15 protein-coding genes are annotated in these 15,411 nt (G+C 31.6%); 1 reads left to right on the forward strand and 14 read right to left on the reverse strand.

Annotated elements, in window-relative coordinates; all coding sequences use genetic code 11:
* From AC3ATN_RS04225 to AC3ATN_RS04290, 14 genes are all read right to left on the reverse strand, one after another.
* Positions 1-1,209: a murein hydrolase activator EnvC family protein gene (locus tag AC3ATN_RS04225; RefSeq protein ID WP_487531986.1), complete on the reverse strand. Its 1,209-nt coding sequence runs from the start codon at positions 1,207-1,209 to the stop codon at positions 1-3.
* Positions 1,209-1,994 (reverse strand): lipoprotein insertase outer membrane protein LolB1, encoded by a 786-nt coding sequence (gene lolB1 / locus AC3ATN_RS04230; RefSeq protein WP_487531987.1) that lies wholly within the window; start codon positions 1,992-1,994, stop codon positions 1,209-1,211. Before lolB1 ends, AC3ATN_RS04225 begins: the two co-directional genes overlap by 1 nt.
* A gap of 1 nt (position 1,995) precedes the next feature.
* Complete coding sequence (locus tag AC3ATN_RS04235; protein ID WP_487531988.1) at positions 1,996-3,012, reverse strand: sugar phosphate nucleotidyltransferase; 1,017 nt, start codon at positions 3,010-3,012, stop codon at positions 1,996-1,998.
* An 18-nt stretch (positions 3,013-3,030) separates the two neighbouring features.
* Positions 3,031-3,465, reverse strand: a complete 435-nt coding sequence (gene dut / locus AC3ATN_RS04240) for a dUTP diphosphatase (RefSeq protein ID WP_487531989.1) — start codon at positions 3,463-3,465, stop codon at positions 3,031-3,033.
* 96 nt (positions 3,466-3,561) lie between these two features.
* Positions 3,562-4,428 carry an ATP synthase F1 subunit gamma gene (atpG, locus tag AC3ATN_RS04245; protein WP_487531990.1) on the reverse strand — a complete coding sequence of 289 codons (867 nt, stop codon included), beginning with the start codon at positions 4,426-4,428 and terminating at the stop codon, positions 3,562-3,564.
* A gap of 9 nt (positions 4,429-4,437) precedes the next feature.
* Positions 4,438-6,012, reverse strand: coding sequence for a F0F1 ATP synthase subunit alpha (atpA, locus tag AC3ATN_RS04250; RefSeq protein ID WP_487531991.1), 1,575 nt, complete (start codon positions 6,010-6,012; stop codon positions 4,438-4,440).
* Positions 6,013-6,026: 14 nt separating this feature from the next.
* Positions 6,027-6,569, reverse strand: coding sequence for an ATP synthase F1 subunit delta (gene atpH, locus AC3ATN_RS04255; protein ID WP_487531992.1), 543 nt, complete (start codon positions 6,567-6,569; stop codon positions 6,027-6,029).
* Positions 6,570-6,575: 6 nt separating this feature from the next.
* The gene (locus AC3ATN_RS04260) at positions 6,576-7,073 is read right to left on the reverse strand and encodes a F0F1 ATP synthase subunit B (RefSeq protein ID WP_487531993.1); all 498 of its coding nucleotides are present in this window, start codon (positions 7,071-7,073) and stop codon (positions 6,576-6,578) included.
* A 38-nt stretch (positions 7,074-7,111) separates the two neighbouring features.
* Complete coding sequence (locus tag AC3ATN_RS04265) at positions 7,112-7,303, reverse strand: hypothetical protein (protein ID WP_487531994.1); 192 nt, start codon at positions 7,301-7,303, stop codon at positions 7,112-7,114.
* A 45-nt stretch (positions 7,304-7,348) separates the two neighbouring features.
* Positions 7,349-8,440, reverse strand: coding sequence for a F0F1 ATP synthase subunit A (gene atpB, locus AC3ATN_RS04270; protein WP_487531995.1), 1,092 nt, complete (start codon positions 8,438-8,440; stop codon positions 7,349-7,351).
* 688 nt (positions 8,441-9,128) lie between these two features.
* Entirely contained in the window at positions 9,129-9,524 is a 396-nt protein-coding gene (locus tag AC3ATN_RS04275) for a bactofilin family protein (protein WP_487531996.1), read from the reverse strand.
* Between the two features lie 7 nt (positions 9,525-9,531).
* Positions 9,532-12,006 (reverse strand): type IX secretion system periplasmic lipoprotein PorW/SprE, encoded by a 2,475-nt coding sequence (gene porW, locus AC3ATN_RS04280; protein WP_487531997.1) that lies wholly within the window; start codon positions 12,004-12,006, stop codon positions 9,532-9,534.
* Positions 12,007-12,064: 58 nt separating this feature from the next.
* Positions 12,065-12,760 carry an ABC transporter ATP-binding protein gene (locus tag AC3ATN_RS04285; protein WP_487531998.1) on the reverse strand — a complete coding sequence of 232 codons (696 nt, stop codon included), beginning with the start codon at positions 12,758-12,760 and terminating at the stop codon, positions 12,065-12,067.
* Position 12,761: 1 nt separating this feature from the next.
* Positions 12,762-14,264 (reverse strand): DUF5687 family protein, encoded by a 1,503-nt coding sequence (locus AC3ATN_RS04290; protein ID WP_487531999.1) that lies wholly within the window; start codon positions 14,262-14,264, stop codon positions 12,762-12,764.
* A gap of 112 nt (positions 14,265-14,376) precedes the next feature.
* On the opposite strand from AC3ATN_RS04290, the gene AC3ATN_RS04295 reads away from it, so the two are divergent.
* A complete protein-coding gene (locus AC3ATN_RS04295; RefSeq protein WP_487532000.1) occupies positions 14,377-15,411 on the forward strand; it encodes a 2Fe-2S iron-sulfur cluster-binding protein in 1,035 nt (344 codons plus the stop codon).

Here is a 15,411-nt window from a genome sequence, read left to right on the forward strand (position 1 = left end):
TTATTTATATAACCAGAATGCTGGGTTTTCTGGCTTCATCCCTTTAAAAATGCTAAACTGTAAAATTGTTTTTCCAGTTTCATTATTTGTAAATATTTCTCCTAATTCCTCTTTTGAAGAAACTTTCTGACCTTTTTTTACAAAAACTTTTGAAAGATTTTTATAGGCTGTTATGTAATTTCCATGTTTTATTAAAATTGTTGGATTGCTGTTTTTAAAAGACAGTATAGACATAACCTCTCCGTCAAAAACTACTCTTGCGTTGGTTTTTGACTCTGTTGCTATACTGATTCCGCTACTCTTGATTTTGGTCGTTTTAACAACGGGGTGGGGCTGAGTCCCATAACGCTGAATCACTAATCCCTTTATAACTGGCCAGGGAAGACTGCCTTTATTCAATTTAAAATTTTCTGCTAATATTTTTGCTTCAGGAGTTAATGAAAAAAAGTTTGAGGTTTTTTTCCCAGCCTTTTTATTAGAAAGGGCAATTGCTTCTCTAATAAGCTTTTCAATTTCTAAATCAATTAAATTTGCTTGAACTTGTCTTTTATTAATTTGAGTCTCAAAACTTCTAGACTTTTTTTTAAGAGATTTCAAAATCTTTTCTTTATTTAGTTCCTCTCCAATCAAGCTCCTGGTTATAGTCTTATTTTCTGAGACTAACTCTTGTCTTTTATTTTTCTTATTTATTAAATCTTTGTTTAGTTCCTGAAGGTTTAAGGTTTGATTTGTGATTTTTTCACCTTGTTTTTTTCGATACTTATTGTATTGTTTGAGGTAGTCAAGTCTTTTATATGCCTGAAGTAAACTCTCTGATGAAAAAATAAACATTAGTCTATTTTGCATCGATTTACTTTTATACGAATTTTGAACCATCTGTGCATATTCTTGTTTTAGTTTTTTTAATTCCTTCCGATATTTATCAATTTCTTTTTGATTTAAATTTATTCTATTATTTAAAAAATTTGCTTGTTCGTTATTGACTCTAATCAGCTGCTTTCTTACTGATATTCTAAGTTGAATATTCTCAACTTCAGAAAGTGTTAATTTCTTTTGAGTTTTGTTTTTAAATAATAAATTATTTATTTGTTTTATTTCTTCCCTCAGTTTAACTCGTTGTTTTTCAAGTTTAATTTGTTTTACACTTGACTCATTTTGAGAGAACACACTAAGGTTAAATAATAATAATAAAACAATTACGTTTTTCATTAAAATCTGATTGGTGAATATCCTTCAGGAGTTTTAAAAGGAAAGGTTAAGTTGACTGGTATTTCTACTCTAGTATATTCTAATGTGATTTGAATGTTATTGTTGTTGTTCATTAATAGTAAAGAAATTTTACTTGGAATTAGATTACCATCAACTTTTTGAAAATCATCATAATAAATTATCAATGATTTATTCGTGCCTTGAAAAACAAACCTCTGTTCCTTTAAAAGAAAAGTAGAAGGATCAAAGAAAAAGATAGGCCTTAATATCTTGTTTTCAGATCTAGGAGAAATAACATATGAGTTGGGGTTTTTAATCTGTTCCCATTTTCCTTTTCTAATATCTATTACCGGTCTCCCAACCAATAGGTTCTCAAGGTTTTCATAACCTAAATCAACTCCCAAATACTCTTTAATTAGAGAAAAATCTCCCTCATAAAAGTTTTTTTGAAACTTCTCATAAAAAGAAATAGTGTTTGGAGTTATCAAAATTTTAGCAATAGGAATAAGCATAGTAGCGCTCAGCCAAATAGCCTTATCTTTTTCCATTCTAAGATTTACAACTAATTGCTGGCTTCTCTTTCCGTCGTCAAAAGTTACTTTTAATCTTGACCTTAATAACGATAGATTAGGTAGCGATGAGTGTAGGGTCTTTGTAAGCTCTTTGGTTTTAATATTTTTAATAGGTGCTTTGTTTGGCAAAACCTTCAAAGACTTACAGCTATTTAATATTAAAGATGAAAAGATGAAGAATATTAGTACTTGTTTTATATATCTCTGATCCATATTATTTAAGTTGAGAATAGTCTCCTAATGATACCGATTTGTAGTTATGATTTAAGTGCACGTTATTACCAATCATGGATTTTACTAATTTGGCGTTTTGAATTAGCGAATTGTTTTGGATTAGTGAATGACTAATTTCACTACTTTCCACTCGAGTGTTTTCCCCAATTGAAACTCCAGGACCAATTTTTGAGTCAATAATCTCAACTCCTTTTCCTATATAACAAGGTGGTACTATTTTTGAGTTTTTGAGTTTTACATCTGAAGAAATCAAATTAACATTTTCTCTATTTAAGATCTCCAGCATTTGAGTATTAGTTTCAATTGTTATTTGTGGATTTCCGCAATCCATCCAATGATCAACATTGCCACATGTAATAATGTAACCTTCATTTATCATTGATGTTATACCATCATTTATTTGGTATTCTTGGTAGAGTTTATTTTTAATATCTAAAGACTTTTGTAGTTTAGCTTTCAATATTTCAATATTTTTGAAATAATAAATTCCTATAGCCGCGAGGTCAGAAACGTATGATTTTGGTTTCTCGATTAGGCTTTTAACATGGTTTTTACTGTTCAATTCTAACACACCGTATGCTTCCGGGTTTTTAACTTTCTTTACCCAGATCATACCGTCAACCTCAGGGTTTATCTCTAAATCTGCTCTTATTAGGGTGTCTGCAAATGCAACAAAGGCCGGTCCTTGAAGTGATTGAGAACCACACATAACGGCATGTCCGGTTCCTAAGGGTTCTAGCTGCCTATATATCTTTGCTTTTGCTCCGATTCTTGTGGCTGCATTTTTTAGACTCTCTTCAATTTCTTTTCCAAAAAATGCAGGATCTCCTAAAATAAATATTACTTCTTCAATTTGAGATTTTACAGATTTTGATATTGTAGAAATTAGTTGGTGAACTATTGGAGAGCCTGCAACTGGTAACATGGGCTTTGGAACTGTAAGGCTGTGTGGTCTAAGTCTTGACCCTCTCCCCGCCATTGGTACAATTATTTTCAAGTTTTTTATTTTTATTTTCTATTTTCCTGTACTTCCAAAGCCTCCAACGCCTCTTGATGTGATATCTAAACTTTCTTTTAAATCCCATTTGACCTGTTCAACCTTAGCAAAAACAAGCTGTGCTATTCTATCTCCAGGATTAATAATGTAACTTTCTGAAGAAATATTTACCAAAATGACACCAATCTCTCCACGATAATCAGCGTCAATTGTCCCTGGAGAATTGAGAACTGTAATTCCATGTTTGGCTGATAAGCCGCTTCTTGACCTAACTTGAGCTTCATAACCTTTTGGTAAAGCTATTTTAATTCCGGTACCTATGACTTTTCTTTCAAGTGAAGCAAGTTTCACTTCGCTAGTCAAAACTGCTCTAAGATCAACTCCTGCGGAGGAAGTGGTTTCATACTTGGGTAATTCAAATGGGCTATTATTAATAATTGCTACTTTGGGCATACTTTGTTTTTTATAAAAATACAAAAAGCCGTATTTATCAGGCCCTAATTAAATGCTAATTTTAATTTGAAGTTAGTAAAGTTTGAATCTAATTTTCTAACTATTTAATGCTTCAGCTCCGCCAACAATTTCAAGTATTTCATTAGTTATTGAAGCTTGTCGTGCTTGGTTGTATGAAAGCTTAAGCTGGTCTCTTAGTTCTTCTGCATTATCCGTTGCCTTGTGCATAGCTGTCATTCGGGCTCCATGTTCACTTGCAAAAGAATCTTTTAGGGATTTTAGTAGTTGGGTTTTTAGTGCTTTTGGAAGTAATTCATTAACTATCTTCTCTTGTGAAGGCTCATATATGTAATCAATACTTTTCTTATTGTTGTCAGAATTGTATTCAGGGACTATTGGTAAATATGACTCCTTTGTAATAATTTGAGTAGCAGCGTTTTTAAAACGATTGTATATGAGTACAATGGAATCATATTTCTCATCAGAAAAATCTTGCATTATTAAATCTGCTATTGATGAGGCATTTTCATAATTAAGATTATCAAAGACATTATCATGAGAACTGATTACATCATATTTTTTTGACAATAAGTCTGTTCCTTTTTTACCAATTGATAAAATATCAATTTTCTTTTCTGGATTTTTCTTATAAATTTCGTTTACCGCTTTAATTATATTAGAATTGAAGCCCCCACAAAGTCCCCTATTGGATGTTATTGCAACAACTAAAATCTTATTAACTGGTCTTATTTTAACATATGGGTTGTCTCTGTCTCCACTTTCAAAAGATGAACTTAAATTTTGAATAAGTTCGGTTAATTTGTCTGAATACGGTCTCATTTGAGAAATGGCGTCTGTTGCTTTTTTTAATTTTGCAGCGGAAACCATTTTCATGGCACTTGTTATTTGCATCGTTGAAGATACTGATGAAATTCTATTTCTTATTTCCTTTAAATTAGCCATTGAATGTTTTTAATATTGCCCCGATATAGTTTGTGCAGTTTCATTTAAAACATCAATAGTTTGATCTGAAAGTTTACCTAATTTTAATTGAGATAAGACCTCGGGATGGTTTTTTTTCAAATGCTCTAAATAAGAAACTTCAAAATCTTTAACTTTTTCAACAGGAACAGACCTTAAAAGGTTTTTAGATCCTGCATATATTATGGCAACTTGTTCCTCAACTTTGAAGGGATCATTTTGGGCTTGTTTTAATATTTCAACATTTCTTTTACCTTTTTCGATTACATTCAATGTGGCGGAATCTAAATCAGATCCAAATTTTGCAAAAGCCTCTAGTTCTCTGAATTGGGCTTGATCAAGCTTCAATGTTCCCGCAACTTTTTTCATTGACTTAATTTGAGCGGATCCACCCACTCTTGAAACTGAAATTCCGACGTTAATTGCAGGTCTTACCCCTGAGTTAAAAAGATCAGATTCTAGAAAAATCTGGCCATCAGTAATAGAAATAACATTCGTAGGGATATATGCTGAAACATCCCCCGCTTGAGTTTCTATTATAGGAAGAGCAGTTAACGAGCCACCCCCTTTAACCTTGGATTTGAGAGAATCTGGAAGATCATTCATTTCAGAGGCAATACTATTGTCTGATATTACTTTTGCTGCTCTTTCAAGTAATCGAGAGTGAAGATAAAATACATCTCCAGGATATGCTTCCCTTCCCGGCGGCCTTCTTAGTAACAATGAAACCTCCCTATAGGCAACTGCTTGCTTTGATAAGTCATCATAGATTATCAAAGCTGGCCTTCCCGTATCTCTAAAATATTCTCCAATTGCTGCCCCAGCAAAAGGAGCATAGACTTGCATTGGGGCCGGGTCAGATGCATTTGCGGCAACTATAGTGGTATATGCTAAAGCTCCTTTTTCTTCTAAGACTCTGGCTATCCCGGCTACAGTTGAAGCTTTTTGTCCGATCGCAACATATATACAATAAACTGGCTCTCCAGCATCAAAAAATTCTTTTTGGTTAAGAATCGTATCAATACAGACCGTTGTTTTTCCTGTCTGTCTGTCACCAATTACAAGCTCTCTTTGCCCTCTTCCAACAGGTATCATTGCATCAATAGACTTTATTCCTGTTTGCATTGGCTCATTAACTGGTTGTCGGTATATAACTCCAGGCGCTTTTCTTTCAAGAGGCATGTCGTATAGATCACCATTTATAGCACCTTTTCCGTCAATGGGGCTACCTAAGGTGTTAACAACTCTTCCAACTATTTCTTCCCCAACTTTTATTGAAGCAATTCTTTGAGTTCTTTTGACTGTGTCTCCCTCCTTTATTTCTTTTGAAGGTCCTAATAAAACAATACCTACATTATCCTCCTCTAGATTAAGTACCATTCCCTCAAGGCCACTGTCAAAGGAAACTAATTCCCCATACTGAGCGTTAGTTAGTCCAAATACTCGAGCAATTCCATCTCCTACCTCAAGCACTGTGCCTATTTCATTTAAGTCTAGTGCGGAATTGTATCCTGCTAGTTGATTTTTTAAAATTGCCGATACTTCAGCTGGTTTAACTTCTGCCATAATATTTTATTTAACTATACTTCTGATTTTGTTAATTTATTACTTAATGCCTTTAATTGATTAGTTACACTTGCATTGAATTGTAAGTCTCCAACATTTAAAATAAAACCTCCAACTATTGAAGGATCAATTACATTTTTTAATTGAACTTGAAAATCAGTCATTTGTTTTACTTTATTTAAAACTTGCTTTATTGTTGATTCGTTAAGTGAAATAGCCGAAATAACCACAGCAGTAATTTTTCCTTGAGATTTTTGATATCTTGATATATAATTTTCTGCTACCGCTGATAACAAATGGAGTCTTCTGTTTTCTGATAAAAGAGATATTATCGATTTTGTCTCATCATTAATTGAATGAAAAATATCAATTATTGTTTTGAATTTTAATTGATTCGGTAGTACCGGGTTAGACAATAAACTTCTCAATTCTTTAGAATTGGAAACAGTCAAAAGAATATCCTTAAAATCTTGCTCTACTTCCTTTGCTTTGTTTTTGTCAAACGCATGCGCTAGAGAGGCTTTTGAATATCGAATTGCTGCCCTGTTTACCTTCATCAATTTCTAAAGTTTAGTTTCTTTAAGCAATCGCTCAATTAATTTATTTTGCTTATCCTTATCCTCTAGTTCAGAATGAAGAACTTTTTCAGCCATTTGAATAGCTATGTCGGCAACTTGGGTCTTAAGCTCCTGAATAGCTGCTCTTTTTTCACTTTCAATCGACTCATGAGCCTGCTTAATTAAATGTTCTGCAGAACTTTTAGCCTCTATCCTAGCTTCATCAATTATTTTTTGACTCGTGTTTCTAGCTTCTTTGAGCAAAGCCTCTCTTTCGGATCTTGCTTTTTTAATTATTTTTTGGTTGTCTTCGTTTAAAGATTCCATTTCTTTTCTGGCGTTGTCTGCTGAAGAAAGTGCTTCTTTGATAGAAGATTCTCTCTCATTTACCGAATCTAAAATCGGTTTCCAAGCAAACTTTTTCAGTAACAGAACTAATCCTACAAAAATAAGAAGTTGCCAAAAAAACAATCCAAAAGAAAACTCGTTTATTAATTTATCCATTTTGGTACTTTTTCGTAAGTGTTTTTATAACATTCTTGTTATACTGCAAATAATGCAGCGAATCCTATGCCCTCAACAAGAGCAGCCGCTATTAACATTACCGTTTGAATTTTTCCCGTAGCTTCTGGCTGGCGACCTATCGCCTCCATCGCACCTTTACCGATGTTTCCGATACCGATACCTACTCCTATTACTACTAAACCCGCTCCTACTATTGCTGGAATTTCCATATTTACTATTTATTTAAAATTATACATTAAGTTAAACTAAAAAATTTAATAATCATTGTCTTCATGATCGTGTTCCTCTACTGCAAAACCAAAATACAATGCTGATAATACTGTAAAAATATACGCTTGTAATACTGCCACTAAAATCTCAATAATAGAGATTGAAAAAGCTAAGATAAAAGATAGGCTTGATCCTAGCCAAGTTCTGAAAACAAAAATTAAGGATATAAGACTCATTAAAACAATGTGTCCTGCAGAAATATTTGCATAAAGACGGATCATTAAAGCAAATGGCTTAATCATGACCCCCAACAACTCTATGGGTGCAAGCGCAATTTTCATTGGTAATGGAACTCCTGGCATCCAAAAAATATGTTTCCAGTAAACTTTTTTTGCTGTCAAATTGGTTATTAGAAAGGTTATTAATGCTAAACAGAATGTTACAGCAATATTTCCTGTTACATTAATTCCTAATGGTGTTAATCCCAGAATATTCAAAAACCAAACAAAGAAAAACAGAGTGAGCAAATAGCTCATGTAATTTCTGTAGTGTTTTTCTCCAATGTTAGGAATTGCTATTTCATCTCTAACATACAATACTATAGGCTCAAAGAACCTTCCGGCTCCTGTAGCAACAAGATTGTTTTTTTTATATGAATCTGCAAGTCTCTTGAATAAAAAAAACATAAATAAAGAGGTGAACATTATGCTCACTACTCCTTTTGTAAGAGAGAGGTCTAAGGGGGCAATATTTACTGGATGGTTAGACTCGTCATATTGAATGAATCCTTTTGAGTCCGTTTTATATATTTTATTGTGTTCTAGCTTGTAGAAGTTTTCACCCACCTCCGCGACACTTTCACCATGATGTAACTTTGAAGAAGAAAATATTTTAAAACCATGATCCCATAAAATGACTGGAAGCGGAATTCCAAAATGAATTTTTTTTCCTTCATTATTAGTATAAGAAAGTAAGTTGAAATCGTGTGAATCCTGAAGATGATGAAGGATATACTCTTTTATTTCTGATTTTTGATCTCCCGTTTTGGACGAAGTGTCTTTGAGATCGTTAGCGAATAATGGATAAACTCCAAAGAGCAGTAAGGAAAAACTTATCTGATATATATATTTTAGCATATTTAGCGTAAAAATTTATTTGTTTTTTGCGCATTGCAAATGTAAGTCATTCGCAAAAAATATTAAAGCACTTTTATCATATATTTTAATTTTAGATATCTGCTGTTATTCTTTTGAGTTTAAAAACTTTGAAAGCTCGTAAGTTTCAATTAATAAGCATGTGAAATAGGGAATGAAAAAAGCTGAAAGTTCTGTTTTAGAAATTATACCATCAAAAGTAAATTTTGGATATAGAAAAAGTAAAAATAAAATAAATTTTAAAACCGTTCCAATGCAATAAAATAGAATTGAACTTAAACTAATTGATTTAGAGAAAAAATAAGTGCCTGAATATATTACTTGCGCTAGGATCAAATTAAAAATATAGGATATTATAATATTTTCTGACCAAAAGAGGTCAAAAAAATAATAAATAATCAATATATGAAAGGAAAAAAGAGGCAGTAAAAAGAGAGAGAGTGTAAAAAAGAATTTTAGAGAAACTCTGAGCATTTAGATCTATAAATTAAGATTCTTACTTTGTTTTTGTATTAAATATATTATTATAATTAATCCCAGTGATGATGATAAAATAGTGGGCAGTTTGTTTTCAAATAAAAACTTCGATTCAATCCATAAACCAAAACGGATCATTAGATACATTAACACCCCTATTTGAAAGGCAAGGCCAGAAAAGACAAGCAGCCTATTATGCTGTTTTTTCATGATTTTTTGAGAATTCAGAAAGTGGCTTAACCTGTTTATTTTCTTGAGATTTCATTGAACAGTTAGCGTTAAAGGTTGCTCCTGATTCAACAATAAGCTTGCCGATAAGAACCTCTCCCTCAATATTACTTGTTGCTTTTAAAAAAAGTATATTTTTAACTTTTAATGAGCCCTTGATTTCACCCTCTACATCAGCAGTTTCACAATCTAAATTACCATTAACCTTTCCTTCTTTTCCAACTATAATCTTACCTAGGGTTTTAATTGTACCCTCTAAAACACCATCAATCCTAAAATCAGCTTCAGATACTATATCTCCTTTAAATTTTGTACTCTTTTCTATTCTACTGTATTGACCGTTAATGTCTGAGTTTTTCATAATACTTTTAATTTGCTACTGGCCACAATTTTTCTATAAAAATTTTGCGATATTTAGAGGATAAAGCTACAAAATTATTTGAATCTAATAGTTTTAATGCGCTCTGAGGTAATGTTTTCCTTACGCTGTCTATTTCGAGCTTAGATTTTATGCCATGAATTACAATAAATTGGTAGTCAGCGTTATAAATATCATTTGTTAACTTCCATTTTCTTGTTTTAAGTTGATCAATATTAGTGTTTAAAATTTTTATTAATCTATTATGGTCAAATTTTGAATCTATCTCATATGGAAGTATCCACTTAAACTCTACTAGCGTTTTAGTTTGTTTTTGAAAGCTAATGTTGATATTATCTAAATCTGATTTTGCTTTAATGGCTATTTTAGAATTTGGGAAATCTTTGATGATTTCTTCCAGCTCTAATTTTAAAATATTTTTTCCTTTTAATCTTCCTAGTGCTTGAGCCCTTATTAGCAACACTTTGGGCTCCCATTTTGAAGCTGCTAATAATACCTTTATATTTTCTATCATCGTAAGTGCCTCCGAGTATTTTCCTTCTAAGTATGTGTTTAATACCTTCAAATATAATGACTTAGGAGTTTTTAGTTCTCCTTGTATGTAGTTTTCTGGATCAATAAGAACCTTGGAATAAATTGATTCTGGATATTGATTAATTAATTTGATTTTATAATCATTTGCCAATTTATTAGAATCCTCAAAATAAACCTTATACAAGTGGTATAGTGCGGGGGAAGCGAAGACAGAAGATGTGCTCTTTTCTGTTACATATTTCAAGTTTTTAATAGACAATTTCTTATCCTTATATTTCTCTTTGTATATAAGGCCAAGCTTCAATGCTGCTTGATGATTTTGATTTATTAAACTATCTTTTATGCCAGGAGATTTTGGTATTTGATTTAAATAAAACTCAACAGACTCAATCTCGATTTTTGCAACTTTAAACTCTTTGCTTTTTTTGTCCTGCAAATTAGAGGTGTTTTTAAATTGGGCCTGAACTTTGTTTCTCCAGTTGTCAATATTTGGTCTTTTTCCCCATGTTGAAGTGAAGTTTTGTTTCCCTTTAAGAGCTAAACTTGGATTGTAAAAATAAAATGATGCTTTGGGTTTTCTTTTTAAAAACGATTTTCTTTTTTTTTGTTGACTAAGTAATTTAATCTTGTCGAGCTCTGAGTTTCTTTTGTTTATCAGAAATTCTCTAAAATAACTAATTTGATCTGCCTTATTTAAGCTTAAAAGACTTAATAAGCTGTCTGTTTTTTGGAATTGATTTTCATAAAAAATGACATCCGAAAGATTGTCTCGCTCTCTTTGAGTTTTAATTTTAGTGATACTTTCTGAGGCTAATAGAGGTATCAAACTGTCTAAGTAGTTTCCTGTAAGGCCATATTTTTTATTTTTAAAATTAAGATTTGCCATATCCCTATAGTTAACTTTTCGGGTAGGATTGTCAATTCCTTTACTTTGAAGAGACTTTTTAAAGTATACCATGACTAGGCTGTCGTTACCTTTTAAAGAATAGTAATTCCCAATAGCCCTATTTAAGCTATGAGAAAACATTTTATTTTCATAGACTTTTAATAACTTTTCTATTTCCTGAACAAATGGAATCTCTTGATTTTCATTGGAAAGTCTTAATGAATTAATTTTTGAATTAATCCAAAACTTTCTTTGTACTTGCCAATTTAATTCAACTATTGAATTATAATAATAAAGGGCCATCTCTTTTGAGCCTTTTCTTTCAAAAAGCTGCGCAGCAATATATGCGTACCTTACTTTTTGTGTTAAGTTTTTCTCGTGATTTGCCGCTCTAACCATGTAATAACTTGCTGAATCAATTTCCCTCAGATTAATGAAAGCCTGGGACAACGTCGCATTTGATTGACTATAAAACTTGTTTTTGCTAATAAGTTGTCTTGCTAGCGGCCTAAGGTTGTTTATTGCTACTTGATTGTTTTGTAATCTAATGTTCGTTTTTTCCCTCCAAATTCTCCCTTCAATATATACCGACTCATCAGTGCTATTGTCAAGTAGAAAGTTAAATGCCTCTATTGCGGGGAAAAATCTTCTATCGTAATACCTTGCCTTTCCTAATAGGAGGTATGCTTCATCAATATTTGAATTTTTTTGAGCCCCCTCAATACTCATTGAGTGTTTTTGAATAGCTTTAACTGCTTTTTCTTCCGCCCTATTAAATCCCGGAACAATAGTATTGTCGTCAAAACGTTCTCCTTTTAAAAGAATAGGATCTGTTTTAATTATTTTAAAAAAATCATCCTCTATGGTTGCATTTAAAATATCTTGTCCGACCGAAAGTGATTCGTTTCCGTTAAATACAACATTATATTTGGTGTTTAGGCTATGGTACTGTCGATTAAGAAATCGATTTTTTTGGGTAGAGCATGCCGCCAATAGAAGGAAAATAATAATAATAAAATAAAATATCCTTCCTAGATGTTTCAAAATACGTTTTTTATAATAACTGAATAAACTACCTTTTATTATAAATTAAAGGAGAGATTTAAAGAGTAAAATAGTCTTCAAGCTGTTTAAGTGTCTCTTTATTGGTCTCGATGTCTTTAATGATTTTTCCTTTTTCAAGTAAAACTATTCGATTACACACCTCAGTAACATGACTTAAGTCATGACTAGAAATTAAAAAAGTAGTTTTATTGTTCTTTGAGAGATTTTGAATTAATTTTTTAAGTAGAATTTGTGAGCTAGGATCTAAGTTTGAGAAAGGTTCATCAAGAATTACCAGCTCAGGTGAACCAATTAGTGAGGATGCAATCCCAACTTTTTTTTGATTTCCTTTGGATAAGTCTCTAATATATTTTTTTTGGCTTAAAACTTCATCTTTAAAAAAATCCGAAAACTTTTCCAGCCACGATTTTAAAGCTTCCTTATTAACACCTCTTAATTCAGCTATGAATTCAAAGTATTCTTCAGGAGTCAGATAGCTAATTATAAATGTACTGTCAATAAAAGCGCTGGTTTTTTCCTTCCACGATTCATCTTTGGAAACTTCAATGCCTTGGTTTAATATCTCTCCTGAAGTTGGTTCTATCAAGTCTAAAAGCAAACTAAAAAGAGTTGTTTTTCCAGCTCCATTATTTCCGACAAGTCCAAAACAGGATCCTTTGGAGATACCAAGACTTGAAATATTTAGTACTTGATCACCAGAGTATGTTTTTGTTAAATTTTCAATTTTAATCATTTTAGTTATTTGTGTTATAAGCTTCTAGTGTTTTGTATTTCTGCTTTTTATATACTTTTTCAATTTGATTGATTATAAAACTATGTAAAAAAAATGCCAAAAGTCCAGATAGTCCAATTAGTAAGATGCCGACTTGTTCACTGAACATTGTTTTTCCTAACCAATATATTAAAACTGGAAGGCCCATTTTAGGGAGAACAAAAAGAAACTGGGTTAAACTGTAAGCCTGTGTGTTTTCAAAAGCTTTTGCTTTTATATTTAATTTGATTGGACTTTTATTTAGCACTCCGGACAAGAGAGTTATATATCCACCCAGTCCCATATTAAAAAAAGCTCCTGCTACTATCATGCTATATATTTTTAATCCATAATAAAGGTATGGCAGGGATAAAATCGTTGCTATAACTGTTGCTGTAATCATTAATACTAGTTTGGATTCTAAATATTTTCTGTAAGAAAGATTTTGTGTCATTAAAAGTGAATAGTATTCACTATCCCAAGAAGGCACATATTGTCCAAAGGTCATCATGAAGCCTCCTGTTATAAAAATAGATGCAAAAACTAATAATGTCCCAGTTTCATTATAGAAGGAAGGGGTGAAAAATATAATTCCATAAAACAAAAAGAAAAAAGACATTAGTATTACTTGTTTTGCTCTGACATTTCTTAAAATCAGTCTTATATCGTTTTTAATTAAGACTCCTAATGAACCAAAACGATCTAAAAATGAAAGATTTTTCCCTATTAATTTTTCTTTTCCTTTTGAGAGAGCCTTATCCAGATAGCACTGTTTAATTAAAAAATTAAATAATAAGTAATACGATAATATTAGAATTGAAATAACAATGAAAATCCAAATAGGGTCACTGTAAACTTTGTCAAGAAATAATCCAAAAAATGAGAAAATATCAAAATAGTCAAATCTCTGAAGACTATATAAAGAAACTACAGTGACTATAATTATTTTTAAAATTGAACTATTTTTATTGACTAGAAAAACTAAATTATTCAATATCCATGTAATCATTTGTAGGCAAACCCACCAAGAAAAAGCACCAAAAATGCTTCTTCTTGAAAATTCGACTTCATCCCCTGGACCTCCTGAAAAAATAAAAACGATTGCAAATGGTAAAAACCAAAATATTGGTGAAGAATTATAAATTGAAAAAGTAGACTTTAGTATTGTATTTAGAATTATTTTTTTTTTAGTTATTGGAGTTATTAATAGCTGTTGTATTTCGGTCGATGGAAGAGATTGAAAAAAATATCTGAATACAAATCCCAAAACAAAATAATATAATAGATAGCTGTTTACAATTGATAAAGGGGATTGATCAGGAAATTCTTTTTCTAGTAGAAAAACAGAAATTCCGCTAAAAAAAATAGCTGCTAATGAAAAATATATTATAAAAAAACCTATCAAAACTTTAACCCCTAATTTTGCACCAAACTGAGGCGCTCTTGAAAATTGTTTCCATTTAAGTTCAATAAATTTTGTGTTCATGATCTAAATATACCAGATTAATTGTGATTTACAACCATCTTTATTAGTTGTTTATGCTCATTTTATTTGTAAAAATGATTTAATTTTGTTCTCGTTATTTAATTTAATCTTAATGTCTGATTTTAATTTTTTAAAAGTTGCGAAAGTTGACAGACTTACTAGAGACTCTGTCGCTCTATCTTTTGAGGTTCCAAATGAACTCAAAAAAGACTACGGTTTTATTTCTGGACAATATCTTACTTTGGAAGTCGTCATTAATGAGCTTAAGGTTAGAAGATCGTATTCAATATGTTCCGGCCCCAGAGAACTCCTAAAAGTTGGAATTAAGAAGGTTAAAGGAGGGCTTTTTTCTAATTATATAGTTGACAAAATTCAAACAGGAGATTTGATAAGTGTTGCTATTCCGCAGGGGCGGTTTTTGTATAACTCTAAAGGTGACAAAGAGCTCATAACCGGAATAGCTGCCGGTAGTGGAATTACACCAATTTTATCAATAGCTAAGCATGTTTTAGATGCAAATAATGAAAATGAATTTAGACTTATCTATGGAAATAAATCACTGTCTAGTGAAATGTTTTACCAGGAGATAGAGTCTCTTAAGGAATTGTACCCTAGTCGATTAAAGGTTGTTAATGTTTACAGTCAATCCAACGAAAAACAAGGAATGTATGGAAGGATTGATATTTCAATTATAACATACTATAGAGAGAAATATAACATTGCCGACAAATATTATATTTGTGGCCCAGAGTCAATGATTAATTCGATTTCAGATGTTTTATTAAAAGAAGAAGTTCCAAAAAACAAGATTTTTTATGAATTATTCACTGCCAGTAATATTAGTGTCATTGAGAAGTCTAATGCAAGAGTTTCAAAATTAGATATTGTTTATGATGGAGAAACTTATTGTTTAGAAAACGTATCTGGAAAAACAGTATTAGAGGTGGCGATTCAGAATGAAGTTGATGTGCCATATTCTTGTCAAGGTGGAGTGTGTAGTAGTTGTATTGCAAAAGTTGTTGAGGGTGGAGCTAGAATGAGGGCTAATCAAGTTCTCACAGAAGAGGAAGTTGAAGAAGGTATAATACTGACCTGTCAAGCGGAGGTAAAAGAAGATTATGCTAAAGTTGATTTTGACGACATTTGA

The organism is Candidatus Marivariicella sp., from assembly GCF_983056325.1.

Bases quoted from the DNA above. Each gene is read 5' to 3' on its own strand.
- AC3ATN_RS04225 (WP_487531986.1), bottom strand. From the start codon at position 1,209: ATGAAAAACGTAATTGTTTTATTATTATTATTTAACCTTAGTGTGTTC.
- lolB1 (WP_487531987.1), bottom strand. From the start codon at position 1,994: ATGGATCAGAGATATATAAAACAAGTACTAATATTCTTCATCTTTTCA.
- dut (WP_487531989.1), bottom strand. From the start codon at position 3,465: ATGCCCAAAGTAGCAATTATTAATAATAGCCCATTTGAATTACCCAAG.
- atpG (WP_487531990.1), bottom strand. From the start codon at position 4,428: ATGGCTAATTTAAAGGAAATAAGAAATAGAATTTCATCAGTATCTTCA.
- atpA (WP_487531991.1), bottom strand. From the start codon at position 6,012: ATGGCAGAAGTTAAACCAGCTGAAGTATCGGCAATTTTAAAAAATCAA.
- atpH (WP_487531992.1), bottom strand. From the start codon at position 6,569: ATGAAGGTAAACAGGGCAGCAATTCGATATTCAAAAGCCTCTCTAGCG.
- AC3ATN_RS04260 (WP_487531993.1), bottom strand. From the start codon at position 7,073: ATGGATAAATTAATAAACGAGTTTTCTTTTGGATTGTTTTTTTGGCAA.
- AC3ATN_RS04265 (WP_487531994.1), bottom strand. From the start codon at position 7,303: ATGGAAATTCCAGCAATAGTAGGAGCGGGTTTAGTAGTAATAGGAGTA.
- atpB (WP_487531995.1), bottom strand. From the start codon at position 8,440: ATGCTAAAATATATATATCAGATAAGTTTTTCCTTACTGCTCTTTGGA.
- AC3ATN_RS04275 (WP_487531996.1), bottom strand. From the start codon at position 9,524: ATGAAAAACTCAGACATTAACGGTCAATACAGTAGAATAGAAAAGAGT.
- AC3ATN_RS04285 (WP_487531998.1), bottom strand. From the start codon at position 12,760: ATGATTAAAATTGAAAATTTAACAAAAACATACTCTGGTGATCAAGTA.
- AC3ATN_RS04290 (WP_487531999.1), bottom strand. From the start codon at position 14,264: ATGAACACAAAATTTATTGAACTTAAATGGAAACAATTTTCAAGAGCG.
- AC3ATN_RS04295 (WP_487532000.1), top strand. From the start codon at position 14,377: ATGTCTGATTTTAATTTTTTAAAAGTTGCGAAAGTTGACAGACTTACT.